The organism is Lactococcus cremoris subsp. cremoris KW2 (assembly GCF_000468955.1).
GTDB lineage: Bacteria > Bacillota > Bacilli > Lactobacillales > Streptococcaceae > Lactococcus > Lactococcus cremoris.
Window position 1 is genome coordinate 146,056 of record NC_022369.1, and the last position, 25,729, is coordinate 171,784.

A 25,729-nucleotide genomic window follows, 5' to 3' on the forward strand; every position below is an offset into this window, starting at 1 on the left:
GGAATTGGTGCCTTATTTTAGCCTTTTTATAGGGAGGTTCAAACTTTTTTAGAATTACAAAATCTTTTTAATTTTTTTGCTATAATTAAGCTATGAATAAGAAACAATTAAAAACAATAACAAGCGTGGTTGCAGTTATTATTGCACTAGCTGTGGGATATTTTGGTTCTGGACGTTTACATTTAGGGCAAGGAAATGATTCATATACTAGTAGTAGTCAAGTTTCCACAAAAGCCTTGGCAACATCAGTTAAGCAAGCTCCTTTGCCTTTTAAAAACCAAAAACAAATGGTCATGGCAAATACTGATGCTTTAGGGCGTGCAGTTGATGCGCACATTCAACTTAAAGATTCGCAAGAACCTAAAGTAAAACGGGAACCTTTAACTTATAATCCTGTTGGCTGGCATAATTATAATTTCTATTACAAGAAATCCAATGGTTCGATTGGTAAAATGTGGTTGATGGCGCGTGGACATTTGGTTGGTTATCAATTTTCTGGTTTAAATGATGAAGCAAGAAATTTAGTTCCGGAAACTGCTTGGTTTAACGGTGGAAATTTCACGGGAACGAATGATGGAAATACTGCCAGCATGCTTTATTATGAAAATCGGTTAGACAGCTGGCTTGCTAATCATCCTAACTATTATTTGGATTATCAAGTCACTCCACTTTACAAAGGAAATGAGCTTTTGCCACGCCAAATTCGATTGGCTTACGTTGGAATAGATAAAAACGGTCAAAGCTTGCCGATTAAACTTGGCGGGGGACGTGAAAAGTCTGGGAATGGTGGAGCAACCGTTGTTGTTCTTGATAATGTCGCTCCTAATGCTAAAATTAATTATGCTGACGGGACTGCAGTCAATACAGTCAAACCTTAAATAATTACTGACAGTTCTGTCAGTAAAATTAATTCTTAATTCAATAACAGAAAGCCTGAAAAATCAGTCAAAAGACTGAGAATTAAGGCTTTTTTTCTTGCTATAATGAGAATAGAAAGACAGCTTCACAAATATAATAAGAGGTTGTTAATTACTGGAGGAAAAAGAATGTTTTTATTAGTCATGTTAATTTTAGTCATGTTACTTTTGATAAAGGGTTTCTTTAAATTTGTTTTACCAGCATTGATTATCTTAATGATTTTAAAATTTTTGTTCGGTGGTTTAATGCTTTTGTTTAGCCCTCATTTCTGGGGTGCATTACTTGTGATTGCTTTCATAGTATGGCTTGTAAGAGCCAGCCGTAGTCGTTACTACTAAAAGGAGTGAATATGTTTTTAGGAATTTTGTCAGGAATAATCGTACTTGGAGCGCTTTTGTCAATATTGTTGGTATTTTTGGGGGTCATAGCCTTAAGGGTCTTTTTACGCTATATTTTCCCGATTTTACTCATCTTGTTGGTCATTCGTTTGATGGTTTCAGGAATCTTACTTTTGTTTAATCCACATTTTTGGTTTTTCATTGTCATCGTCGCCCTAGTCCTATGGGTACTTGGTAAAATGAAAAATTAAGCAGCTTTTTAAATGATGATAATTATAGAATTACTGACAGTTTCGTCAGTAATTTTTTTGATTATAATTTTATAATCATTTTTAATTTTATTGAGTGTTTTTAAAAAATTTGATATAATTCTTTTACTACTGTGTATTTAAAACAAGCATTTTGTTTATAAAAAAAGATTTCCGCTAAGGAAACATCGGAGGACGTCATGTCAAATGAATATGGATCGCGCTCATCGCGTCATGAGCGTAGAAGCTCTCGTTGGGCAAAAAAAGATTCTGATGTCGTGGAAGCGGCAGCAAATCAAGCGATTAAACATTTAGAAGAAACAGAAGATCAAACAGCCGAACGAACTTCAAGACAAAAATTGACACATGGAAAAACGCTCAGAATCCCTTTAGCAACGTATGGATTACTGACAGGATTATCAATTCTTTTGGCACTAAGTTTTTATGCTTTTCCTTTGTGGAAACCTGTTGCGACAGCTAGTCAGTCACAAAATCTCTATTCTGGGTTTGCAATGCATCATGGTTTAGTTCCTTACAATGATTTTTATGGAACTGGTGGCTCAATTTTTTATCTCATCAACTGGTTAGGTAATACCGGTGGAAGCACTTGGCTTCTTTGGCTTTTTGAAATTATCGCCTTATTAATCAGCGGAATTTTAACTTATCGTTTGGTAAGTCAACAAACCAGAAATCACACGGCATCATTGACTGTATCGGTCTTTACATTGGTTATTATTGCTGGTTTAGCTAGAGGAGGCGATAGTCCAACACTCTTTGCTCTTCCTTTTGCTCTTTGGGGCGCTCAATTTTTGAGTCAATATTTCCAAGATTCCTCAACGGATAGAGGATTTATCCGATTTGGAATGGCCGCGGCTTTTGCTCTGGTCATTTCTCCAGTGATGTCTATTTTCTTTATTTTGTCAGCTTTGGCCTTGGTGATTTATAATATTAGCATTCGCAGAATTGGGCATGGTTTTTATCAAATGCTTGCTTCAATTTTGGGAGTTTTGTTAGTTGGTTACTCGGTGGCCTACTACTCTCTTGAAGCACAAACCGTCTATACTTCTATTGAACAATCTGTTTTAATTCCATTTACTCATTTTGGACCGAGCGGAGATTTATTAGTCACCTTAGCGAAGGCACTAGTACTAACTCTTATCTTTGGGATTGTTGCAGGATTTGTCCAAGGACTTGTGCAATTAAAAAAAGGTGGACCAGCCAGAATTTGGTATGTGATGCTACTCATTGGGATTGTTGGCGTAACAACAATAGTTGTTTTTGCGCAAACTTTTGATAGTTCTAATCTTTTAGCAGTTCTACCATTTACAGTGGTCTTTGCTGGGCTGAGTCTTAAAGATAGTGATCAAATCCTTCTGAAGTATTTACAAAATCGCTTATTTGCCCCTATTCTAGCAATTCTTTTCGTTATTTTCACTCCAATTAGCTACCATTTTATGAATCGGACAATTGCTTCAGAAGAGCAAAATGTTGCACAATACATTCAAGCTAATGCTAAAAGTTCTGACCGAGTTTACGTGGTTTCAGACGGTAAAAATATTAATAATTTAACAAAAACAATTTCGACTTTGGACAATGTACCAGCAAATTATCCAGTTAAATTTACACAAAACTATGATTTGAAAGTTGGAAAATTAACAGATAAGTATGTTGTTTTGCAAGCTGCTCAAGAAGTTCCTGCTAGTTTGAAAAAAGTTTTGGATAAAGATTATAAAGTAAGCAATTATTCTGGTAAGTATTTCCAAGTCTATCAAAAGAAATAAAAAAATTGTTAAGCACAAGGAAAGCAAAACCAAAGAGTAAAGGTGCTATAATTACGTGAGCAGGCTAAATTACTAAGTCTGCTGCTGAGTTTTGAATGCTAAACTTCATAACACTTACGGAGGTCAATTATGAGAAAGTTTGAAAAATCGCATAAACTTGATAATGTCAGCTATGATATTCGTGGTCCAGTGCTTGATGAAGCACAGCGTATGCGAGCCAATGGTGAAAAAATTCTTCGGTTGAATACAGGAAATCCAGCAGAATTTGGTTTTCTTGCCCCAGACGAAGTGATTAGCGATTTGATTCAGCATGCTGTGGATAGCGAAGGCTATTCAGATTCTAAAGGTATTTTCTCGGCTCGTAAGGCGATTATGCAATACTGTCAACTTAAAGGATTCCCTAATCTGGATATCAATGACATTTTCACTGGTAACGGTGTTTCTGAATTAATCGTTATGGCTATGCAAGGCCTTTTGGATACTGGTGATGAGGTTTTGATCCCTATGCCTGATTATCCGCTCTGGACGGCTTCTGTCAGCTTAGCTGGGGGAACAGCGGTTCACTATCTCTGCGATGAACAAGCTGGATGGTTTCCGGATATTGATGATATTCGCTCAAAAATTACTAGTAATACTAAAGCCATTGTTTTAATTAATCCTAATAATCCAACGGGCGCGCTGTATTCTAAAGATTTATTACTTGAAATTGTCCAAGTGGCTAGAGAAAATAATTTAATTATCTTTTCGGATGAGATTTATGACCGTTTGGTCATGGACGGCGCTGTTCATGTTCCGATTGCCAGCTTAGCACCTGACCTTTTTGTGGTCACAATGAATGGACTTTCCAAGTCACATCGTATTGCTGGATTTCGTGTGGGCTGGATGGTTCTGTCAGGTGAGAAATCGCATGTCAAAGGCTATATCGAAGGCTTGAACATGCTCGCTTCAATGAGACTTTGTTCAAATGTTTTAGCTCAGTCTGTTGTGCAAACCTCACTTGGTGGGACTCAATCTGTTGATAAGCTGCTTTTGCCAGGTGGACGAGTTTATGAACAAAGAGAATTCATTTATAAAGCCATTAATGATATTCCAGGATTATCTGCCGTGAAGCCACAAGCTGCTTTCTATATTTTCCCTAAAATTGACAGAGAAATGTATAAAATTGATAATGATGAACAATTTGTTTTAGACTTTTTAAAACAGGAAAAGATACTTCTTGTTCATGGTCGAGGATTCAATTGGAAAGATCCTGATCATTTTCGGATTGTCTATCTGCCTCGTGTAGATGAACTGGCGGAAATACAGGAAAAAATGGAACGCTTTTTATGGCAGTATCGTAAATAATAAATAGAAAAAGATGTATGAATAATTCGTATATCTTTTTTTGTTGAGAGTAATTTTCTGACAATTTTTATTGTTTTTCATGCTTTTTTATGTTATACTGATTATGAAAAATTTTGTATAAAAACAAGAATATAAAAAAATAGGAGAACAAAGTGGCTACATTACTTGAAAAAACACGTAAAATCACCGCGATTTTGCAAGATGGAGTGACCGATTTGCAACAAGAGTTGCCATACAACAGTATGACTGAACGCTTGGCAAACGTCATTGATTGCAACGCCTGCGTGATTAATACGAAGGGCGAGTTGCTTGGTTACTCATTGCCTTACAATACAAACAATGATCGCGTTGACCAATTTTTCTACGATCGTAAATTGCCTGACGAATACGTTCGTGCAGCAGTACGTATTTACGATACAATGGCAAACGTTCCTGTTGATCGTCCTTTAGCAATTTTCCCAGAAGAAAGTCTTGAGAACTTTCCAAAAGGTTTGACAACTTTAGCGCCTATCTATGGTTCTGGAATGCGTCTTGGAACATTTATTATGTGGCGTGAAGATGGTGAATTTACAGATGACGATCTTGTTTTGGTTGAGCTTGCAACAACAGTAATCGGTGTACAACTCTCAAACCTTAAACTTGAACAAATGGAAGAAAATATCCGTAAAGACACTATGGCAACAATGGCTGTTAATACACTTTCTTACTCAGAAATGAAAGCTGTCAAAGCAATTATTGAAGAACTTGATGGTGAAGAAGGGCATGTTATTGCCTCTGTCATTGCTGACAAGATTGGTATTACACGTTCAGTGATTGTTAATGCTTTACGTAAACTTGAATCTGCTGGTGTTATTGAATCACGTTCACTTGGTATGAAAGGAACTTATCTTAAAGTTCTTAATACTGGTTTGTTTGATAAACTTGCTGGACGTAATTTCTAAAAGTCAGAGCTTAACGCTTGTTCTTTTATCATTTGTTTTTGCAGGTAGATAAATGGACAGCTAGATTGCGTTTAGCTTTCGACTTCACAAGAACCTCCTATCGCTGATGGGAGGTTCTCGTGTTTTAATTGCTTCTGTCAGTAAGTTTTATTTTAAGCTAAGAGCAATCATTAAAAAATATGTTAAGAAGCCTTTTAAAATTGCTGACAGACTGCGAAAATGCTGATATTTTGTTATAATTAACAAGAATACACTCTAAAAAATGGAGATTGAAAATATGAGTCAAATTACAGAGGAGCAAGTCAAGCACGTGGCACTTTTGTCAAAGCTTGAATTCTCGGAAAATGAAGTAAAATCATTCACCGACACTTTCGGAAAAATCATTGATATGGTTGAAATGTTGGATGAAGTCGATACTGATGGTGTACCATTTACTATGAATGTGGCAGATAACCTCAACTTTATGCGTGAAGATGTGGCGGAAAAAGGACTTGATCGTGAAAAACTCATGGCGGCTGTTCCTGAAAAAGAAGACGGCTTTATCAAAGTTCCAGCAATGCTTTCTGATGGAGGAGATGCCTAATGTCATACAATAATAAATCAATCAAAGAACTACATGAGCTTCTTGTAAATAAAGAAATTTCGGCTCTTGAATTGACAAAGGCGACGCTTTCTGACATTCAAGCACGTGAACCACAAATTGACGCTTTTTTGAAAGTCACAGAAGAAAAAGCTTTGAAAGAAGCCGCAGCAATTGATGCTCGTGGAATTAATCCAGATGTTGTGACTGATGGAATTTCGATTGGTGTCAAAGATAATATCGTTACAGAAGGTATTGAAACAACAGCAGCTTCTAAGATTCTTGGTGGTTGGATTCCTCCTTATAATGCAACAGTTGCTAATAAATTGAGCCAATCTGGGTTAATTACAATTGGTAAACTCAACATGGATGAATTCGCCATGGGTGGGTCTGGTGAAAATTCTTCGATTAAGCCAACTAAAAACGCCTGGGACCAAACAAAAGTACCTGGTGGCTCTTCATCAGGTTCCGCAGCTTCAGTTGCTTCTGGTGAGGTTCGTTTATCACTTGGTTCAGATACTGGTGGCTCAATCCGTCAGCCAGCTGCTTTCAATGGAATTGTTGGTTTAAAACCAACTTATGGTCGTGTCAGCCGTTTTGGCTTGATTGCTTTTGCTTCATCATTAGACCAAATCGGTCCATTGACACCAACAGTTGAAGAAAATGCTCAACTTTTAAATGTCATTTCTGGCTTTGATAAAAATGATAGTACGTCATCAAATGTTGCGGTTCCTGACTTTACAAGTAAAATTGGTCAAGACATCAAAGGAATGAAAATTGCTTTACCTAAAGAATATTTTGGTGAAGGAATTGATGAAAAAGTCAAAGAACAAATTTTGGCAGCAGCTAAACATTTGGAAAAACTAGGTGCCATCGTTGAAGAAGTCAGTCTTCCTCATAGTAAATATGGTGTCGCAGTTTATTATATTATCGCCTCTTCTGAAGCCAGCTCAAACCTCCAACGTTTCGATGGCATTCGTTATGGTTATCGCGCACAAGACATCAAAAACCTTGAAGATTTGTATGTGAAATCACGTTCTGAAGGATTCGGCCCTGAGGTTCAACGTCGAATTATGTTGGGAACTTTCAGTCTGTCAGCCGGTTCTTATGATAAACATTTCAAAAAAGCAGGACAAGTTCGTACTTTAATCATCAATGATTTTGCTAAAGTTTTTGAAAAATATGATTTGATTTTAGGACCAACAACTCCAGCACCAGCTTGGGATTTAGGAGCACGTGTTGATGACCCAATCTCAATGTATTTGGCAGATTTATTGACTATTCCAGTCAACTTAGCTGGTCTTCCAGGAATTTCGATTCCTGCTGGTTTTGCCGATGGACTACCTGTGGGAATGCAATTGATTGGTAAACGTTACGATGAAGAAACGATTTATCAAGTAGCGGCTGCTTTTGAAGCAACGACTGATTTCCACAAAAAACAACCGATTATTTTTGGAAAATAAAAATGGAATTTGACGAATTAATCAAGCGATTAAATGCAATTGTGGATGCTGGCCTTTTTTATGGGAAAGATACTTTTGATATTGAACGTTATCATGAAATAAAAGAAATTTTACCTCAACTCGTGAATAATCCAACTACTTTGACTAAAAAGGAGTTGACAGATTTCTTTCGTCCAAGTGCCTCTTATCCTACACCTATGATTGATGTACGGGCTTTTATCCAAAATGATAAAGGGGAGGTGCTCTTTGTCCAAGATAAAAAACGAAGAGATTGGGCTTTGCCTGGGGGGTACGGTGAAATTGGCTTTACTCCGAGCGAAAACGTACTTAAGGAATTGCAAGAAGAAGCAGGGGTTTCAGGAGAAATCAAGCGGCTATTAGCAATTTTTGATACGGATAAATGGCAACCTCAAGGAAAACAATTTTATAAATTTGTTTTTGAGTGTAAAGTTTTATCTTTTGAATTTTTTAAAAATAGTGAAACTTCAGAGGCGAGATTTATAAACTTGTCAGAGCTAACAAATTTATCAGTAAAACGAAATACAATGGCACAACTTAATTTGCTTGAAAAATTGTCAAAATCTGGAAAACAATATATTGACTAGATAATTTGACTTTCTTAAGGAAAGTATCGGAGAAAATAATGAACTTTGAAACAGTAATTGGGCTTGAAGTCCACGTTGAGTTAAGTACAAACTCAAAAATTTTCAGTCCCGCCTCTACAAAATTTGGTGGCGACCCTAATAGCAATACAAATGTGATTGACTGGTCACTTCCTGGTGTTTTACCAGTCATGAATAAAGGGGTGATTGACAGCGGGATTAAAGCAGCTCTTGCTTTGAATATGGATATCCACAAATCAATGCACTTTGACCGCAAAAATTATTTCTATCCTGATAATCCCAAAGCTTACCAAATTTCACAATTTGATGAGCCAATTGGTTACAATGGTTCAATCGAGATTGAACTTGAAGATGGTCATAAAGCAACGATTCGTATTGAGCGTGCTCACTTGGAAGAAGATGCTGGGAAAAATACTCACGGAACAGATGGTTACTCTTATGTTGACTTGAATCGTCAAGGTGTGCCATTGATTGAGATTGTTTCAGAAGCAGATATGCGCACTCCAGAAGAAGCTTATGCTTATTTGACAGCGCTCAAAGAAGCTATTCTTTACACAGGAATTTCTGATGTGAAGATGGAAGAAGGTTCAATGCGTTGTGACGCCAATGTTTCGCTTCGTCCTTATGGGCAAGAAGCTTTCGGTGTGAAGACAGAAGTTAAAAATATGAACTCTTTTAGCAATGTCAAAAAAGCTTTGGACTTTGAAGTGGCACGTCAAGCTAAAATTTTGCGTGCGGGTGGCGAAATCCGTCAAGAAACGCGTCGTTTTAATGACAAAACCGGTGAAACAATTTTGATGCGTGTCAAAGAAGGTGCGTCTGATTATCGTTACTTCCCAGAGCCAGATGTTCCTCGTTTTGAGATTTCTGACGAATGGATTGAACAAATGCGCGAGGACCTTCCAATGACAGCAACTGCAAGACGTGCACATTATATTAATGATTTGGGCTTATCTGACTATGATGCGCGTCAATTGACAGCAACTAAAGAAGTTTCTGATTTCTTTGATCAAGCGATTAAATTTGATACTGACCCTAAATTGGTTTCAAACTGGTTGCAAGGCGAGGTCGCTCAATATTTGAATAGCGAGAAAAAAGAACTTCATGAGATTGGATTGACCCCAGAAAATCTGACAGAGATGATTCGTTTGATTTCAGATGGAACAATTTCTTCAAAAATTGCTAAAAAAGTCTTTATTGAATTAGCGAAAAATGGTGGTTCTGCAGAAGAATTTGTCAAGAAAGCTGGTTTGGTCCAAATTTCTGATCCTGACCTTCTTTTGCCAATCATTCATGAGGTCTTTGCTAAGAATGAACAATCTGTGGCCGATTATCGCGGTGGGAAACAAAATGCAGCCAAAGCTTTGGTTGGTCAATTGATGAAAGCAACTAAAGGACAAGCGAATCCAACAGTCGCTCAAAAACTTTTGTATCAAGAATTAGATAATTTTTAATAAATATAAATATCCGTCCTAATTTGGAACGGATATTTTTTATTATGCTTGATAAGTATGGTAAAATGTTGGCAGAATGAGTTTGTCAGCAAAGATATAAAACTCAACTTTTAAAGGAGAATCATGCTTGAAATTAAAGATGCAACTTATTGGGCGGAGCAATTGAAATCAAGGAATCTTTCTGCCAAAGAATTATTAGAAATGACAAAGCAAAAAATTGACCAGCTCAATCCACTCTACAATGCGATTGTGGCAGAGGATTTAGCGGTCGCAAAAGAAGATTTAGCTTTGACAGGTCAAGGTTTTTTTGCAGGACTGCCATTTGCGTTGAAAATGTTGGGCCAAACGCATAAAGGATTGCCTGATACAGCTAGCTCTCAGCTCTTTTCAGAGAATGTGGCATCTGAGGATGATAATTATGTTAAAGCGCTGATAGGGGCAGGATTGACGCCTTATGGGCAGACGAATTCGCCAGAGTTTGGATTTAAAAATATTTCGGATTCAAAACTCTACGGTGATACACGAAATGTTTGGAATTCTGATTATTATTCGGGTGGGTCATCTGGTGGTGCAGCTTCAGCCGTGGCTTCTGGGATGTTTGCGATTGCGGGCGCTTCTGATGGCGGAGGGTCAATTCGGATTCCGGCCTCATTTTCAGGTTTGATTGGTCTAAAGATGACGCGTGGACGAATGCCACAAGGGCCGGGCTCTTATCGAGGGTGGCAAGGTGCATCTATTTCAGGGGCATTAACAGTATCGGTGCGAGATACGGCAAGATTTATTTTGGAAATGCAAACTTTGCAAGAGGCAGCGCCTTATCAGGCTCGCTTGTTAGATGAAAAAGAACTTTTAGAAGTCTGTGAATCTACTGACAGTTTTGTCAGTAAAAAATCGTCAGTAAAATTAAAAATTGCTTATTCTTTGCAAAGTCCCATTTCTGGAATTGAACTTTCTGATGATGCTCTAAAAGCGGTCAAAAAAGCTGTTGAATTCTTAAAAGGACAGGGACATGAACTTGTGGAAATTGATTTTCCATTGAATGCACGTCCTTTCATTCAATCTTATTATCAGATGAATGCAGCGGAAACGGTGGCTATGCTTGAACCTTGGGAAAAATCAGCGGGTCGCCAATTGACAAGTCAAGATGTTGAACTTTTGACTTATGCCCTTTTAGAAGCTGGACGAAAAGCGCCCGTCACCACTTATATTAATGCTTTGGCTCAATGGGATCAGGCAGCCGAAACCTTTGCTGACAAGATTTATGCTGACTATGATTTATTTTTGACCCCAACTACGGCAAAAACAGCGCCAAAAATTGGTGAAGAATTAATGACAGAGGAAATATTGACCAAAATGTCAGAAATCAGTCAATATGATTTTGAACAACAGATAGCAATTATTGAGGCGGCTTTTGAGCGTTCATTGGCCTTTACACCCTATAATTTCATCAGTAATTTGACGGGACAACCAGCTCTTTCACTACCGATTTATGTCAATAAAGAAACAAATCTTCCATTGGGGATTCAACTCTGGGGACCTAAAAATTCTGAAATTGAATTACTAAAAGTAGCTAAAGAATTTGAAAATGCTGATCAGTTTATTTTGCCAAAATTCTATCAGTAAAAATTACTGATGGCTATTTGCTAAAAAACTGTCAGTAAAATAAAAAACCGTCTTAGAGACGGTTTTATGCTAAATCTTGGTTTTGTCTAAAACGTTTAATCATGCGAATGGTGGTTGGAATTAAAATGGATGTCGAGCCAAGCCAAGCGGCAGGATTACTTGAAATGATTACCGTATAGTTCAGCAAAAGTACCCCGATAATTGCGACACCGGCCCGCATAAATAGCTCAGCAAAGCCACAAAGTGTTGGAATTTTCGCATTTCCAAGACCTTGAATGGTTGAGCGTGTGACAAATAAAATCGCTAAGAGCCAATAAAAACTACCATTGACCAGATAATAATGACTGGACATTTCGATAACAGCCGTTTGACTACTAGAGATAAAGGCCGTTGTGAAATAGAAATGCGCCAGATTCAAGATAATTGCAAAGACAATGGACCAACCAACTGCAATGGCAAGGGCGCGCATCAAGCCCTGATTAATCCGTTTGTATTGTTTGGCTCCATAGTTCTGTGCGCCGAAAGTAGCCATGGCAAGCCCGATTGAAATCATCGGAAGCATAGCAAATTGGTCAATTTTTGAAACAATTGCCTGTGTAGCCACTGCATTGGTTCCCATTTTATTTAAGGCAACTTGTAGTGTGATAGAGCCAATTGCAATGATGCTTGATTGAAATCCCATTGGAATTCCGAGTCTGGCATGGTGAGCAATTTCTGCCCGGTCCAACCGCCATAAATTTTTACTGATTTGAAATTCAGGAACTTTTCTTCTAATGTGCCAAAAAAGGAATAAAACAGAAATCATTTGGGCTAAGATTGTCGCTCCACTTGCTCCTGCGATTCCTAATTTCAAAACTAATATCGCAAAATATTCAAAAGCAATATTTAAAATTGAGGCAGCAATTAAGGCGTATAAAGGCGTTTTTGAATCGCCTAAAGCCCGAAGAGCATTAGAGAGGTAGGCATAGAGATTAGTGGCAATCATCCCACCCAACATGATGCTTAGGAAAGTTTTGGCACCCTCAAAAATTTGGCTTGGCGTTTGCATGGCTTGCAAAAGAGGTCCAACAAATATAAGTGATAAAATGCTAAGTATGATAGAAACGGCAACGGTAAAATAAAGACCGGTCACATATGATTTTTTGATGGCCAGTTTATCTTTCGCCCCAAAACGCTGAGCTGTTAAAATGGTTAGGCCCGCTGTCATTCCTTGAGCAAAACCGACAATTAAAAAGTTGATGGAGCCAGTCGCTCCAACGGAAGCTAACGCATCTTTTCCTAATGTCTGTCCGACAATGAGTGTATCTGCCGTGTTATAGAGGACTTGAAAAAAGTTACCCATGAGTAAAGGTAAAGTGAACGCAATGAGTCCTGTTAAGATATTTCCTTTTGTTAGATCTTTCATTTTTTCCCTAAATAAACTAAATTGATTCCTTTATTTTAGCCCATTTTACTTGTTTTTACAAGGCTATTTCTTTAAAAAAAAGCATTTTTTTGTTAAGGCTTTCATATAAAAAAGTTTGTCAGTAAAAAAATGGCGCAAAAAAAGTCACTGACAATTTTGTCAGTGACCCTCAAAGCTTTAATTATTTTTGGATGTTAACAGCTTGAGGTCCACGAGGGCCTTCTTCAACGTCAAAAGTAACTTTTTGACCTTCGTCAAGTGTTTTGAATCCATCAGTTTGGATAGCTGAGAAGTGTGCGAAAACGTCGTTTCCTTCTTCAGTAGTGATAAAGCCGAAGCCTTTAGTTGCGTTAAACCATTTAACAGTTCCTTGTGCCATTTTTGGTACTTCCTTATTTTATAAATTTGTAAATCTAATTTCTTGAATAGGAATGAACCCAAAAGCACAGAACTAATCGTAAAACAAAAACTTACACTTTCATGTTATCATAGTTAATATGGAAAGTAAAGTAGAAAATCGCAAAAAAATATTACAAATGTTAAAAAAATTTTCAGACTACGAGAAAGGGCGTCAGAACAAGGAAGTTTTAGAGCAGTTAACCGCTTCCTCAGATTGGAAATCTGCAAAAAAAATAGCGCTTTATATGTCAATGCCAATTGAATTTAATTTGACAGAACTTTTTGACCAATCTGACGACAAAGAAATTTTAATTCCCAAATGTCTACCTCAGCGTCAAATGATCTTTGCTAAATATGACAAGGAAAATCTTGTTCGCTCAAAATTTGGCTTACTCGAGCCAAAATCAGATTTAGCAATTGAACCAGATTTTATCTTAGTTCCCGGTTTAATTTGGAATGATGAAGGTCATCGAATTGGATTTGGTGGCGGCTATTATGACCGTTATCTAGCTAATTTTGAAGGCATGACTGCTTCGGTTCTTTATGATTTTCAAAAAATGGATTTCGCTGCTGAAGCACATGATATTGCAGTAAAAAAACTTTTTATAGGGAGAAAAAATAATGAATTTTAATGAAATTAAACGAGATTTTACACGTTACAAAGCCACTTATGTTTTATCAATAATCACTCTTTTAGTATGGTTATGGCAATTTTTCACTTATGGAACCTCAGCGACCTCAGCATTTAATCTTTTTAAAAGCGGAGCCATACTCGGTCAAGTAATGGTCTTTGACCCAAGCCAAATGTGGCGTTTACTTACGGCGAACTTTATCCATATTGGTTGGGCGCATGTATTATTAAATGTGGCAACGCTCTTTTTCATTGGCCGACAAATTGAAAATGTTTTTGGTTGGCTACGTTTTACGCTGATTTACCTTTTGTCAGGTATTTTTGGAAATGCGATGGTCTTTCTATTGACGCCTCAAGTGGTTTCTGCAGGTGCTTCGACTTCTCTATTTGGACTGTTCGCGGCAGTTGTTGGATTAGCCTATTTTACAAAACATCCATTTTTACAACAAATCGGTAGAATGTTTACAGTATTAATTGTTGCCAACTTAGTGATGAACCTCTTTTCTTTAGGAAATGTAAGTATTTGGGCGCATATCGGGGGAGCAATTGGAGGACTTTTGTTGTCAGCCATTCTTCCTCCAAAGGCTTTTGTACCCTCCATTCCAAAACAATATCGAGTATTTGCAATTGGCGCCTTTATCATTTTGTTCTTTCTTTTTATTGGCTTACCATTTTTTAAATAGAAATTTGTTTTGCTATTGAAAACATGAAAGTGCTTGCAAAGAATCTTTAATCTTGCTAGAATAAACTTAGTTAAAAAAACTTGATAAGGGAGAAAAAGATGAGAATTGATAAAATAGTTGATGCCCCAAGAGAATTTATCTTTGAAAAAATAGTTGATTCGTGTTTATTTGATATCGAAAAAAATACAGGAAAACGGCCTAAAGTCAGAAGTCTTAATGGCTATGAATATAATAAAAGCTTTGGTAAAAATCAAAGAGGAACCATTAAAATTACCGAGCTGACAGAACCAAGTATTTATGCTTTCACGACTAAAACAAATCGTAATACCTTTAGCACACGTTGGGAATTGCATAAAATTGATGACCGCAGCACTCAGGTCATTATTGAAGAAAATCAAAGCTCAAATGGTTTTATTCAAATGGTCAATGACAAAGCCGTTGGTTTTTTCCTTGGACGTTTCAAGAAACGTCAAATGGTTGCCATATTGGATAATGTTAATCGTGCCTACAACGGAGGTAGAGCGCACTAATCAAAGAAGAGAGAAATGTGATGAAAATTGAACATGTTGGCCTAATGGTTCAAGATTTGGAAGGAATGCGTCACTTTTATGAGCATTATTTTGAAGGGCAGGCGGGTCAAAAATATCATAATCCTAAAACGACTTTTCAATCTTACTTTTTAACTTTTTCTGATGGAGCGCGACTTGAAATTGGGACTAAAGAGAACTTGAAAAGTGCTGACAAATCTGTTTGGACAGGTTATGCTCATTTAGCTATTTCTGTTGGTTCCAAAGAAAAAGTGGATGAACTCTGTCAGCGATTTTTGGCAGATGGTTTTGAAGTCAAATCTGGGCCAAGAACCACGGGAGATGGATATTATGAAGCCGTAATCTTAGACCCCGAAGAAAATGAAATCGAAATTACTATTTGAAATAGCAGCCTTTTGTAGGCTGTTATTTTTATTTTTCGAGAATAATTTTAGAAAGTAAACGCTAACAAAAATGTTTTCTTATTTCTACAGTTTTGTGTTAAAATGAATTTATGAATACGAATACAAAAAATAAAAAAGAATATTTAAATTTAGCAACATATGCCTTTCATAAGCCAAAAACATTAGAACGTGCAAGAGCTTTTGATAAACTTCTGGAATTTTCAAAAGCATATGGTCATTATGAAAATGAAAAATTAACTTCAATGCTGATTGATTCACATTTCAGGGGCCATTGGGGAGATAAAAATGTGAAAATTTCTGGTATTGGTTATGTTGCAAGCTATCCTGAGTACCGAGGAAATGGAGCCATTCGCCAGTTGATGACTGATAGCCTGCGAGAAGATTATGAAGAGGGGACAATTTTTTCATATTTGGCACCATTTTCGTATGGCTTTTACGAAAAATTTGGTTACCACTATGCTTTCAATCAAAAGCATTATAAAATCCCTGCTCAGGATTTTCCAAAAGGTCAAAGAACAAAGGGAGAAATTAGCCGTGAAAAGTTTGAATTTGAAGCTGAAATGTCAAACGGAAAAACTGTCAGTAAAAGTAGTGAGATTTTTAAAGTACTGACAGACATTCATCAGAAGGCTTACAACCAAGGCTCGCTTGTTCGTTCAGAGGAACTTTGGTCATATTTTTTCATCCATAAATCACAACCTCATGTAGCAATCTACCGTGAAAATGGCAAGGCTCTTGGATATTTACTCTATGAATTTTCAGAAATGACATTTGTGATTAGAGAGCTTATTACATTAACTGATGAGGCCAAACAAGCCCTTTATCGCTTCATTTCAAGCCATGCAGGTTCTTTTTCAGAAATCGCTTGGCAGGCTCCTGCGGATACACTACTAGAAGAAGAAATGATTGAACCTCAGCGAGCAGAAATTAAACTTGTGCCTTATATGCAAGCTCGCATCGTTAATCTAAAAGAATTTTTAAAAGTAAATGGTCAACCGAATTTTTCAGTCCAAATTACTGATGATATTATTGCTGAAAATAATATGACAATTGGCGAAGGAAAAGCAGAAAAAATGACAATTGGTCAGTTTACGGCTAAAATTTTAAAAGAAAATCAAGCCATACTTCGTGAATACTTTTAAAAAGTTACTGACAGCTTTGTCAGTAACTTTTTTTGTACAAAAATAAAAAGGGCATAATGAACCGCGGTAAAAAAATTAGAAGAGTGTGGAAGAGATAATATATTTATTACACTAATATTACCAAGAAAATTGGTATAGCTCACTTTTGCTTATTTTAAAGATTTAATTTAAAGAAAGCGCTAAACCTATCTAAAAATAAGAATTTGTCGTTATTGTTTCAATTTGAGAAACATGTTTTTTTTAGAGGGATAACGCTTGCAAAAATCTTTTGAAAGCCTTATCATAGAGTTAAGCTATATTTCAGAAATCAAAAATGAAGTATGAAAATTAGAAAAAGGAGAGAAATAAATGGGAAAATTAGGGGTATCTATCTATCCAGAACGTTCAAACTTTGAGGCGGATAAAACATATCTTGATTTGGCGCATCAATACGGATTCAAACGTGTGTTTACTTCCTTGCTTGAAATTGATGGGGATAAAGAAGGAGTACTTGCAGCTTTTAAAAAAGTTGTAAATTATGCCAATCAATTAGGAATGGAAGTGATGGTGGATATCAATCCAGGTCTCTTTACACAGCTTAATATCAGCTATGATGACCTGAGCTTTTTCCATGAAATGGGAGCAGACGGTGTTCGACTTGACATTGGCTTCACAGGAGCCGAAGAAGCTCGAATGACTCGCAATCCTTACGGAATTAAAATTGAAATCAATATGAGTCAAGGAACGACTTATGTTGATTCGATAATGGACTATTCTCCAGATACAGAAAAACTCTTAGGTAGTCATAACTTCTATCCTCATCGTTATACAGGATTGGAATTTAACCATTATCTTAAATGTACAGAAAAATTCAAAGGTTATAACTTAAACACTATGGCCTTTGTCAATTCACACGCTGCTACTTTTGGTCCTTGGCCAACTCAAGATGGCCTTTGTACCCTTGAGGACCACAGAGCACTTGAAATCGCAACTCAAGTGAAGCATTACAAACTCCTCGGTGGAATTGATGATATTACCATTGCTAATGCTTATGCGAGCGAAGAAGAACTTAAAGCGATGAGTCAAGCATTTAATGCAAGTATGCCTGAAGTCAAAGTCGTTCCACGTGAAACAATTACTGAGAATGAACGAAAATGTCTTTTTGAAGCGACACATAGCTATCGTGGGGATAAATCAGCTTATATGCTCCGCTCAACAATGACAAGAATCACTTATAAAGACCTTGGTTTCCCAGCTCATGATACTGATAAAATCCAACGTGGTGATGTCATTATCGACAACGAAGGCTATGGTCAATATAAAGGTGAAACTCAGATTGCTTTGCGTGAAATGGAAAATGATGGCCGTGTGAATGTGGTCGGGCGCATTGCTGATGATGAATTATTCCTGCTTGATTTCCTAAAACCATGGAGTTCATTTAAACTCATCGAAAGCAAAAAATAATCGATAATCTATGCCTGTCAGTACTGACAGAACCTTAATTATGTTCAAAAAGTTTTTTTGAAAGTTATTTATTATTATATTATAAAGGAGGAATTCCATGAACGGAATTACTGCGTGGATGGAGAAATATCTCGTCCCTGTTGCGGCAAAGATTGGGTCTCAAAAACACCTGGTTGCGCTGCGTGACTCATTTATCGGTATGTTGCCAGCAACACTTGCTGGTGCCTTGGCTGCAATGGTTTCGGCTATTGTAACAACATTCCCATCAGCTATCCAACAAATGATGTTGGGAGCAACAGCATTCTCAAAATTAGCACCAGAAAAAGTCTGGACACTTGCTAATACACCAATTATTGGTGATTTGAACAATATTTCAGCCCTTGTTAACCAAGGAACACTGACAGTTATTGGTCTTATCTTTGCCTTTTCTTGGGGTTACAATTTGGCCCGTGCTTACGGAGTCAACGACCTCGCTGGTGGTATCGTATCAGTTGCAACCCTATTTGCAGGTTTGCCAAACCAAATGGGTAAATTTACAGCAGCCCTTGGGACAGGTAAAGCTGGTGTAGCAGCAACTGACAAGATCAATGGCGTACTTGGAGATCAAGGACTTGCCGCTTGGAAACCACTCTTTGCCTCAGCTCACCTCGATGCTGGAGCTTACTTCACAGTTATTATTATGGGTGCCCTTGCAGTTATTATTTATGCAAAACTCATGCTTGCTGACATCACAATTAAGATGCCAGAATCAGTTCCACCTGCAGTAGCAAAAGCTTTCTTGGCTATCATTCCTACAATCGCAGCCCTTTATATCGTCGGCTTAATCTACTACATCATTGGTAAATTAACTAATGACTCTGTCATTAACCTTATCACTCACTACATCGCAGAACCGTTCCAAATTCTGTCACAAAATATCTTCTCAGTACTGATTGTTACACTCTTTGTTTCAGTATTCTGGTTCTTCGGACTTCACGGACCAAACGTTTTGGCACCAGTACTCGATGGTATCTGGGGACCTCTTGGACTTAATAACCAAGCCCTTTACTTCCAAGTTCACTCACAAGGTATTCGTGACTTGATTGCTAAAGGTGCGGTTGATAAAGCTCATGCCATTAATGGTGACTATGTTAACCTTTGGGTACGTGGTTCATGGGATGCCTTTGCATGGTTTGGTGGATCAGGTGGTACAATTACACTTGTTATTGCAATCATCCTCTTCTCTAAACGTAAAGACTACAAGATTGTTGGACGTCTTGGACTTGCGCCAGGTATCTTCAATATCAACGAACCAGTCCTCTTTGGTCTACCAGTTGTCTTGAATGCAATCTTCTTTATCCCATTTGCAGTCGCTCCTTTGATTTCTGTAATCATTGCCTACACTGCAACAGCCCTTCACTTGGTTGACCCAGTCGTCAATGCCGTTCCTTGGGTAACACCACCAATTATGAATGCCTTCATGGCAACCGGCTTTGACTGGCGGGCAATTGTCCTTACAATCATCAACTTAATCATCACCTTCGTTATCTGGGTACCATTCGTTATCGCAGCTAACAAGTTGGAAGAAACAGAACTCGACTAAATTTGAAATTAATGGTAGAGCAAGCAAGAAAACTTGCTCTACACATTTTTTGTTAAATCTGGTAAGATTTATAAATATAAACCTTATCAGATGTGATAAAAAACATTCATAGAGGAGGAAATACTATGATACTCGTAAATTCTGCAATGATGCAAAAAGAAATTATTGAACTTTTAGAAGAAAATGGCTTTAAACATACCAAAAAACAAGGATTAAAACTTTTCTTTGAAACTCCAACGGACGATGCAACGACTGACGCAGCCATGGCTAAACAATTAATTAAAGGAAGCTCATTTGGAGCGGCTGTCTTCTTTAATGTGAGTGTTGTATGAGTACCTGGGGAATAGCTTTTATCAGTTTAGGCCTATTGCTTGTGGCTTATCATAACTGGCTTGGTCTAGCGATTGTATTAATTGGTTTCGTGATGATTTTTATTGCACGCAGTCAAAAAAAGAAGGCCATCAAAATAGAAGAAGAAAATAGACAAGCACACAAAGACATAAAGATAAAAACAAGAAAATAAAGTTGTCTTTTAAGGCAACTTTTTAAATTTTTTTGTCTAAAATTAAAAAACAAATTCCAAAATATAAAACAAAATAAAACGGTTACAAATGTTATAATAGTAGTATAAATAACCAGTGGGGGAATAATATGGAACACAAAAAATTGAGCTCATTTCCAAGTGATTTTCTTTGGGGTTCAGCTTCAGCAGCTTATCAAGTTGAAGGAGCACCTTTTGAAGATGGTAAAAAAGCGAGTGTCTGGGATAACTTTGTCCGCATTCCGGGTAAAACTTTTAAAGGGACAAACGGGGATGTTGCTGTTGATCATTACCATCGTTACAAAGAAGATGTCGCTTTGATGAAAGAATTAGGACTTAAATCTTACCGTTTTTCGATTGCTTGGACACGTATTTTACCTGACGGGCGTGGCGAAGTCAATCAAGCGGGCTTGAAATTCTATGAAGACTTGATTGATGAGTTGATTGCTAATCATATTGAACCAATTGTCACGATTTATCATTGGGACTTGCCCCAAGCTTTAGAAGACCTGTATGGTGGCTGGGAATCACGAGAAATTATCTCAGATTTTGTTAACTATGCTGAAGTTTTGTTTAAAGCCTTTAAAGGTAAAGTAAAATATTGGGTATCGCTTAATGAACAAAATATCTTTACAAGTCAAGGTTGGTCACTCGCGACTCACCCACCAGGGAAAAGAGATATGAAGCTCTTTTATCAGGTCAATCATATCGCGAATTTGGCAAATGCTGCGGTAATTAATAAGTTTCATGAGCTTGAAATGGATGGACGAATTGGCCCTTCATTCGCCTATACACCGCAGTATGCTAAGGATTCTGACCCTTTAAATGTTTTGGCTGCTGAGAACGCTGAAGAACTTTATAGTCACTTTTGGATGGATGTTTACCTTTATGGTGAATACCCAATTGCAGCAATGGCTTATCTGCGGGAAAATGGTTTAGCACCTGAATTTGAAGCAGGAGATGCTGAACTCTTGAAGTCGGCCAAACCTGATTTTCTAGGCATTAACTACTACCAAACGGCGACTAACGCTTGGAATCCAATTGATGGTGGGGTTGGAGTTGGTTCATTTAATACAAGCGGTAAAAAAGGAACAACCAAAGAATCAGGAATTCCTGGGCTTCATAAAAAAATTCAAAATCCATTCATTGACCGCACAAATTGGGATTGGGAAATTGACCCAGAAGGTTTGCGAATTGCACTCCGTCGAATTACTTCACGCTATCGTATTCCGGTCATGATTACGGAAAATGGTTTGGGTGAATATGACAAAGTTGAAGAGGGCAAAATTCATGACGATTACCGAATTAAATATCTAGAAAGTCATGTTAAGGCAATCAAAGAAGCCATGACTGACGGTGCTACGGTCATTGGTTATCACACTTGGTCTTATACTGACTTACTTTCATGGTTGAACGGTTATCAAAAACGTTATGGTTTTGTTTATGTTGACCAAGACGAAACAATGGAAGGTTCCTTAAAACGAATTCCTAAGGATTCTTATTACTGGTATCAACATCTTATTGAAACAAATGGCGAAGAGCTCTAAACAAAGAGCACTCAAGTGAGTGCTCTTTTTATGTTATAATAATAAAAAAACAAAAGAGGTGAAGAATGAAAATTCGTGGATTTGAAGTAGTAGCTAAATATAAAAATGCTGGAATTAACTTACCAAAACGTTCAACTGAACATTCGGCAGGTTATGATATTGAAGCGGCAGAAACAGTTCGTTTTGCTCCAGGTGAAATTAAATTAATCCCAACAGGTTTAAAGGCTTATATGCAGACAGGCGAAGTTCTTTATATGTATGATCGCTCATCAAATCCTCGTAAAAAAGGCTTGGTTTTAATCAATTCGGTTGGTGTCATCGACAAGGATTATTATAATAATCCTGATAATGAAGGACACATGTTTATGCAAATGCGTAATTTCACTGATGAAGAAGTTTTAGTTGAAAAAGGAGAGCGCGTGGTTCAAGGAGTATTTATGCCTTTCTTAGTTGCTGATGGCGATGAAAATCAAGAAAAAGAAGAACGAACAGGTGGGTTCGGGTCAACGGGTGCGTAATTCAAATTAAAGTAATTTAAGAAGCGCAATCGCGCTTCTTATTTTTGTGAACGGAGGCTTTCAAAGCTTATTACTTATGATATAATAGTATTATGAATAAACTGCGTATCCTCCATTTGAATGATTTACACTCTCACTTGGAACGTTTCCCTGTGATTGAGCGTTTTTTTGCGGAAAAATCACAGGAAAAAGTTGAAAGTTTACGTTTTGACTTGGGTGATAATGTGGACCGTGTCCACCCTTTGACGGAGGCAACAGAGGGGCAAATTAATGTCGAATTGATGAATCGCTTAAATTTAACAGCGGCAACAATTGGCAACAATGAGGGTTTGGGATTGACGCATGAGATGCTTTCCCATCTTTATGATGAGGCTAATTTTCCAGTTCTCTTATCCAATTTGATAACTGATTTTGCTCAAACAGAGCCTTTGATAATGACCACTTCGTTTGGCTTACGTGTTGGTTTGATTGGCTTGACTGCTCCTTACTCTCGTGCTTATCCTCAAGCAGGTTGGGAGCTTTTAGACCCTTTTGTTGTATTAGATAAACTTTTACCCAAAATGGATTGTGATTTTACTATTTTGCTTTCTCATTTGGGTAAGAATGTCGATGAACAAATTGCAAAAGACTATGATATTGACTTGATTATCGGAGCTCATACGCATCATTTGTTTGAGCATGGCGCTCAAGTTAATCAAACTTTGCTTGCTGCTGCTGGTCGCTATGGTGAGTATGTGGGACAAATTGATTTGGCCTTTAATGAAAATAATCAATTAGTTGATGCGCAGATTGAAGCAATCGCAACCAACACACTTCCACAAAAAAGATCAGATATAGTCGAAACAAATGGTTGGGAACTAAGAGGACATAAACTTTTAGAAGGAACAGTAGTTACTAAGTTAGCTAAACCCTTGCCTAATCTATCTCCGGATTTTACAGCAAGTCATTATCTGGCAAAACTTTTTGCCGATTATGAAAAGACAGCACTCTGTCTGATAAATTCTGGTCTATTAGTGACGGATGAATTACCGCAAAGTTTGACTTTGGATGATTTACATGAATTTTTACCTCATTCAATCCGCTTGGTTCGCTTCACATTTACTGGTGAGGAACTTCGGCAAGTTTTACTTGAAATTATTGATGTTTCGGCTTTTTTAGCCACTCAAAAAATTCAAGGAATGGGTTTTCGTGGAAAAACTTTTGGTTCACTTATTTTTCAAGGAATTGAACCAATCAATGGGGACTTTTACCTGAAAAGTGCGAAGGATGATTCGCTCGAAAAAATTAATGATGAGCAAAAGTATCAAATCCTTTTACCTGACCAATATCTATTTGCTTGGTATTTCCCATTACTGAAAAAATTAGGTCAGTCGGAAATTTTATTTCCCTATTTTTTACGGGAAATTGTAGCAGAATATTTTAAAAATAAATAGAAATAGAAAAATTAATGGCTAAAGTAATAGATGAAACTAAATTAAATTATAACAAGTACCCTGGGGAACATGTTATGGCATCAGGAGAAGTCGTTCAAGTTGGAAAACGAACTTTTCACATTGTTCATAATTATCGAGAGGCTTTTGACGCGGAAAAATTGGAGCAACGTTTTTCTGATGTTTTAGATAAATATGATTATATCGTTGGAGATTGGGGCTTTGAACAATTACGTTTAAAAGGTTTTTTCTCAACGAGTCGCAAAAAAATGTTAGCAGATAATAAAATTGACCATCTTGAAGATTATATCAATGAGTATTGTAATTATGGTTGTGCTTACTTTGTCTTACGTCGAATTCGGACAAGGGACGAAGCCTTTGTTTCTGAAAAACTTTTTACCGAAAAAGAATTAAAACAAGGTTTAGATAAGCCACGTCGCAAAAGAAATCGTAATCGAAATCGAGCCCGTGATGAGCAAACTGTGAATTCTAAAGATGAGAAACGTTCAGAAAACGCCTCAGAAGCTCGGAAAGATTTTAAAATTCGTGATAAATCTGCTGACAGAAAAGCAAAACCAACTGACAAAAAGATAAATAAGCCGCTCAGCAAGAAATCGCAAGAAGGACGAGCTGACAAAGCAGTCAATAAAAAAGCTACTTCTTCCAAAGAATCTGATAAAAAATTTACAATGAAAAAACGAAATCCACGGAAAAAAGTTGAACAAACAGAGCCTAAAAACCAAGGAAATCAAGGTTTTGTTATTCGTAATCGGAAGAAAGACTAAAGCTTTGTAAAAGTTATTTGACGGTCAGTGAACTTGTCAAAGATTAAAAATTATCGTAGAATTAACATTTATGGATTCCTTAAACATTTGGAATTGAAAATAATTAGACGAATATAAAGTAGTTTTGATTGTGTATTCAAGGGATATGAAATCGTTCACAATTAGAATTCTACATAACGATAAGGAAAATAATGACAGAGAATATAACAACAGAAACACGTCCGTCTATCTATGGATTGACACGTGATCAATTAATCGAATGGGCCATTGAAAATGGTGAAAAGAAATTCCGAGCAACACAAGTTTGGGATTGGCTTTACCGCAAACGTGTTCAATCTTTTGAAGAAATGAGCAACTTATCAGCGGTATTTATTGATAAACTTAATGAAGCTTTCATTTTGAATCCATTGGAACAAGTGGTTGTGCAAGAGTCTGCTGACGGAACAGTTAAATACCTCTTTATGCTTCCTGATAAAGTGATGATTGAAACAGTTTTAATGCGCCAATCTTATGGTTTGTCTGTCTGTGTCACCACTCAAGTGGGCTGCAATATGGGCTGTACCTTCTGTGCTTCTGGTATTTTGAAAAAAGAACGCGATGTAACAGCCGGTGAAATCGTTAGTCAAATCATGCTTGTACAAAAGTATTTTGATGAACGTGGTTTAGACGAACGTGTTTCGCATGTTGTTGTGATGGGAATTGGTGAACCCTTTGATAATTATGAACATTTGATGAACTTTTTACGTGTGATTAATGATGATAACGGACTTGCTATCGGTGCTCGTCATATTACTGTTTCTACTTGCGGATTTATGCCAGCAAAAATCAAAGAATTTGCTCATGAAAATCTTCAAATCAATCTAGCTATTTCACTCCATGCTCCAAATAATGAATTGCGTACTTCATTGATGCGAATTACTCGTAATGCCCCTCTTGAAAAACTCTTTGAGGCGATTGATTATTATACAGAAACGACCAATCGACGGGTGACTTATGAGTACATTATGTTGTCTGGTGAAAATGACAGCCCTGAAATCGCGCAACAGCTGGCAGATTTAATTAAACCCCGTAATAAATTGTCTTATGTCAACTTGATTCCTTATAATCCAGTTGCTGAACATATCAAGTATGAACGTTCAACAAAAGATAATACTGCAAAATTCTATGATGTTTTGAAGAAAAATGGTATTAACTGTGTCGTTCGTCAAGAACATGGAACAGATATTGATGCGGCTTGTGGACAATTAAGATCAAAACAAATTAAGAAAAATAAGGCCAAATTAGCCTAAGAAAAAACTGCTGACCAAGCAGTTTTTTTTGCTGACAGTTCTGTCAGTAAAATATTTCGGAAATAGCTT

Annotated in this window: 26 protein-coding genes and 1 pseudogene; 25 read left to right on the forward strand and 2 right to left on the reverse strand. The window is 37.1% G+C overall.

Annotated elements, in window-relative coordinates; genetic code table 11:
* Positions 1-92 precede the first annotated feature (92 nt).
* From KW2_RS00735 to KW2_RS00785, 11 genes and pseudogenes are all read left to right on the forward strand, one after another.
* Positions 93-872: pseudogene (locus KW2_RS00735) on the forward strand (DNA/RNA non-specific endonuclease); the annotation flags it as partial.
* A 174-nt stretch (positions 873-1,046) separates the two neighbouring features.
* Positions 1,047-1,256: a hypothetical protein gene (locus KW2_RS00740; protein WP_021036577.1), complete on the forward strand. Its 210-nt coding sequence runs from the start codon at positions 1,047-1,049 to the stop codon at positions 1,254-1,256.
* A gap of 11 nt (positions 1,257-1,267) precedes the next feature.
* Positions 1,268-1,507: a hypothetical protein gene (locus tag KW2_RS00745; RefSeq protein ID WP_011675217.1), complete on the forward strand. Its 240-nt coding sequence runs from the start codon at positions 1,268-1,270 to the stop codon at positions 1,505-1,507.
* Positions 1,508-1,704: 197 nt separating this feature from the next.
* Entirely contained in the window at positions 1,705-3,285 is a 1,581-nt protein-coding gene (locus KW2_RS00750) for a hypothetical protein (RefSeq protein ID WP_021036578.1), read from the forward strand.
* A gap of 129 nt (positions 3,286-3,414) precedes the next feature.
* Positions 3,415-4,629 (forward strand): pyridoxal phosphate-dependent aminotransferase, encoded by a 1,215-nt coding sequence (locus KW2_RS00755; RefSeq protein WP_011675219.1) that lies wholly within the window; start codon positions 3,415-3,417, stop codon positions 4,627-4,629.
* A 152-nt stretch (positions 4,630-4,781) separates the two neighbouring features.
* A complete protein-coding gene (gene codY / locus KW2_RS00760; RefSeq protein WP_021036579.1) occupies positions 4,782-5,570 on the forward strand; it encodes a GTP-sensing pleiotropic transcriptional regulator CodY in 789 nt (262 codons plus the stop codon).
* 277 nt (positions 5,571-5,847) lie between these two features.
* Positions 5,848-6,153 carry an Asp-tRNA(Asn)/Glu-tRNA(Gln) amidotransferase subunit GatC gene (gene gatC, locus KW2_RS00765; RefSeq protein WP_011675221.1) on the forward strand — a complete coding sequence of 102 codons (306 nt, stop codon included), beginning with the start codon at positions 5,848-5,850 and terminating at the stop codon, positions 6,151-6,153.
* A complete protein-coding gene (gene gatA, locus KW2_RS00770; RefSeq protein WP_021036580.1) occupies positions 6,153-7,613 on the forward strand; it encodes an Asp-tRNA(Asn)/Glu-tRNA(Gln) amidotransferase subunit GatA in 1,461 nt (486 codons plus the stop codon). The genes gatC and gatA overlap by 1 nt, the downstream gene beginning before the upstream one ends.
* Positions 7,614-7,615: 2 nt before the next feature.
* Positions 7,616-8,218, forward strand: a complete 603-nt coding sequence (locus tag KW2_RS00775; RefSeq protein WP_021036581.1) for an NUDIX hydrolase — start codon at positions 7,616-7,618, stop codon at positions 8,216-8,218.
* A 38-nt stretch (positions 8,219-8,256) separates the two neighbouring features.
* A complete protein-coding gene (gene gatB / locus KW2_RS00780; protein ID WP_021036582.1) occupies positions 8,257-9,690 on the forward strand; it encodes an Asp-tRNA(Asn)/Glu-tRNA(Gln) amidotransferase subunit GatB in 1,434 nt (477 codons plus the stop codon).
* 123 nt (positions 9,691-9,813) lie between these two features.
* A complete protein-coding gene (locus KW2_RS00785) occupies positions 9,814-11,313 on the forward strand; it encodes an amidase family protein (RefSeq protein WP_021036583.1) in 1,500 nt (499 codons plus the stop codon).
* A 64-nt stretch (positions 11,314-11,377) separates the two neighbouring features.
* Here KW2_RS00785 and KW2_RS00790 read toward each other — a convergent pair whose 3' ends face one another.
* Both KW2_RS00790 and KW2_RS00795 read right to left on the reverse strand, forming a co-directional pair.
* Complete coding sequence (locus tag KW2_RS00790) at positions 11,378-12,718, reverse strand: MATE family efflux transporter (RefSeq protein WP_011675225.1); 1,341 nt, start codon at positions 12,716-12,718, stop codon at positions 11,378-11,380.
* 181 nt (positions 12,719-12,899) lie between these two features.
* Positions 12,900-13,097, reverse strand: a complete 198-nt coding sequence (locus KW2_RS00795) for a cold-shock protein (RefSeq protein WP_011675226.1) — start codon at positions 13,095-13,097, stop codon at positions 12,900-12,902.
* 118 nt (positions 13,098-13,215) lie between these two features.
* Between KW2_RS00795 and KW2_RS00800 the strand changes: the two genes are divergently transcribed.
* From KW2_RS00800 to rlmN, 14 genes are all read left to right on the forward strand, one after another.
* Positions 13,216-13,749, forward strand: coding sequence for a 5-formyltetrahydrofolate cyclo-ligase (locus KW2_RS00800; RefSeq protein WP_021036584.1), 534 nt, complete (start codon positions 13,216-13,218; stop codon positions 13,747-13,749).
* The gene (locus KW2_RS00805; RefSeq protein ID WP_011675227.1) at positions 13,739-14,431 is read left to right on the forward strand and encodes a rhomboid family protein; all 693 of its coding nucleotides are present in this window, start codon (positions 13,739-13,741) and stop codon (positions 14,429-14,431) included. The genes KW2_RS00800 and KW2_RS00805 overlap by 11 nt, the downstream gene beginning before the upstream one ends.
* A gap of 98 nt (positions 14,432-14,529) precedes the next feature.
* Complete coding sequence (locus KW2_RS00810) at positions 14,530-14,961, forward strand: DUF3284 domain-containing protein (RefSeq protein ID WP_011675228.1); 432 nt, start codon at positions 14,530-14,532, stop codon at positions 14,959-14,961.
* 20 nt (positions 14,962-14,981) lie between these two features.
* Entirely contained in the window at positions 14,982-15,362 is a 381-nt protein-coding gene (locus KW2_RS00815; protein ID WP_011675229.1) for a VOC family protein, read from the forward strand.
* A gap of 110 nt (positions 15,363-15,472) precedes the next feature.
* Positions 15,473-16,525: a GNAT family N-acetyltransferase gene (locus KW2_RS00820; RefSeq protein WP_014571893.1), complete on the forward strand. Its 1,053-nt coding sequence runs from the start codon at positions 15,473-15,475 to the stop codon at positions 16,523-16,525.
* A 348-nt stretch (positions 16,526-16,873) separates the two neighbouring features.
* The gene (locus tag KW2_RS00825) at positions 16,874-17,968 is read left to right on the forward strand and encodes a DUF871 domain-containing protein (protein WP_021036585.1); all 1,095 of its coding nucleotides are present in this window, start codon (positions 16,874-16,876) and stop codon (positions 17,966-17,968) included.
* A gap of 97 nt (positions 17,969-18,065) precedes the next feature.
* Positions 18,066-19,550 (forward strand): PTS sugar transporter subunit IIC, encoded by a 1,485-nt coding sequence (locus KW2_RS00830; RefSeq protein WP_011675232.1) that lies wholly within the window; start codon positions 18,066-18,068, stop codon positions 19,548-19,550.
* 125 nt (positions 19,551-19,675) lie between these two features.
* Positions 19,676-19,882 (forward strand): hypothetical protein, encoded by a 207-nt coding sequence (locus KW2_RS00835; RefSeq protein ID WP_011675233.1) that lies wholly within the window; start codon positions 19,676-19,678, stop codon positions 19,880-19,882.
* Positions 19,879-20,073 carry a hypothetical protein gene (locus KW2_RS00840; protein WP_021036586.1) on the forward strand — a complete coding sequence of 65 codons (195 nt, stop codon included), beginning with the start codon at positions 19,879-19,881 and terminating at the stop codon, positions 20,071-20,073. The genes KW2_RS00835 and KW2_RS00840 overlap by 4 nt, the downstream gene beginning before the upstream one ends.
* Positions 20,074-20,201: 128 nt before the next feature.
* Complete coding sequence (locus tag KW2_RS00845; protein WP_021036587.1) at positions 20,202-21,638, forward strand: glycoside hydrolase family 1 protein; 1,437 nt, start codon at positions 20,202-20,204, stop codon at positions 21,636-21,638.
* A gap of 65 nt (positions 21,639-21,703) precedes the next feature.
* Positions 21,704-22,156 carry a dUTP diphosphatase gene (locus KW2_RS00850; RefSeq protein WP_011834277.1) on the forward strand — a complete coding sequence of 151 codons (453 nt, stop codon included), beginning with the start codon at positions 21,704-21,706 and terminating at the stop codon, positions 22,154-22,156.
* Positions 22,157-22,248: 92 nt separating this feature from the next.
* Positions 22,249-23,589 carry a bifunctional metallophosphatase/5'-nucleotidase gene (locus tag KW2_RS00855; RefSeq protein ID WP_011834278.1) on the forward strand — a complete coding sequence of 447 codons (1,341 nt, stop codon included), beginning with the start codon at positions 22,249-22,251 and terminating at the stop codon, positions 23,587-23,589.
* Between the two features lie 14 nt (positions 23,590-23,603).
* Positions 23,604-24,371 (forward strand): YutD family protein, encoded by a 768-nt coding sequence (locus KW2_RS00860; RefSeq protein WP_021036588.1) that lies wholly within the window; start codon positions 23,604-23,606, stop codon positions 24,369-24,371.
* A 191-nt stretch (positions 24,372-24,562) separates the two neighbouring features.
* Positions 24,563-25,660 carry a dual-specificity RNA methyltransferase RlmN gene (rlmN, locus tag KW2_RS00865; RefSeq protein WP_011675239.1) on the forward strand — a complete coding sequence of 366 codons (1,098 nt, stop codon included), beginning with the start codon at positions 24,563-24,565 and terminating at the stop codon, positions 25,658-25,660.
* Positions 25,661-25,729 lie beyond the last annotated feature (69 nt).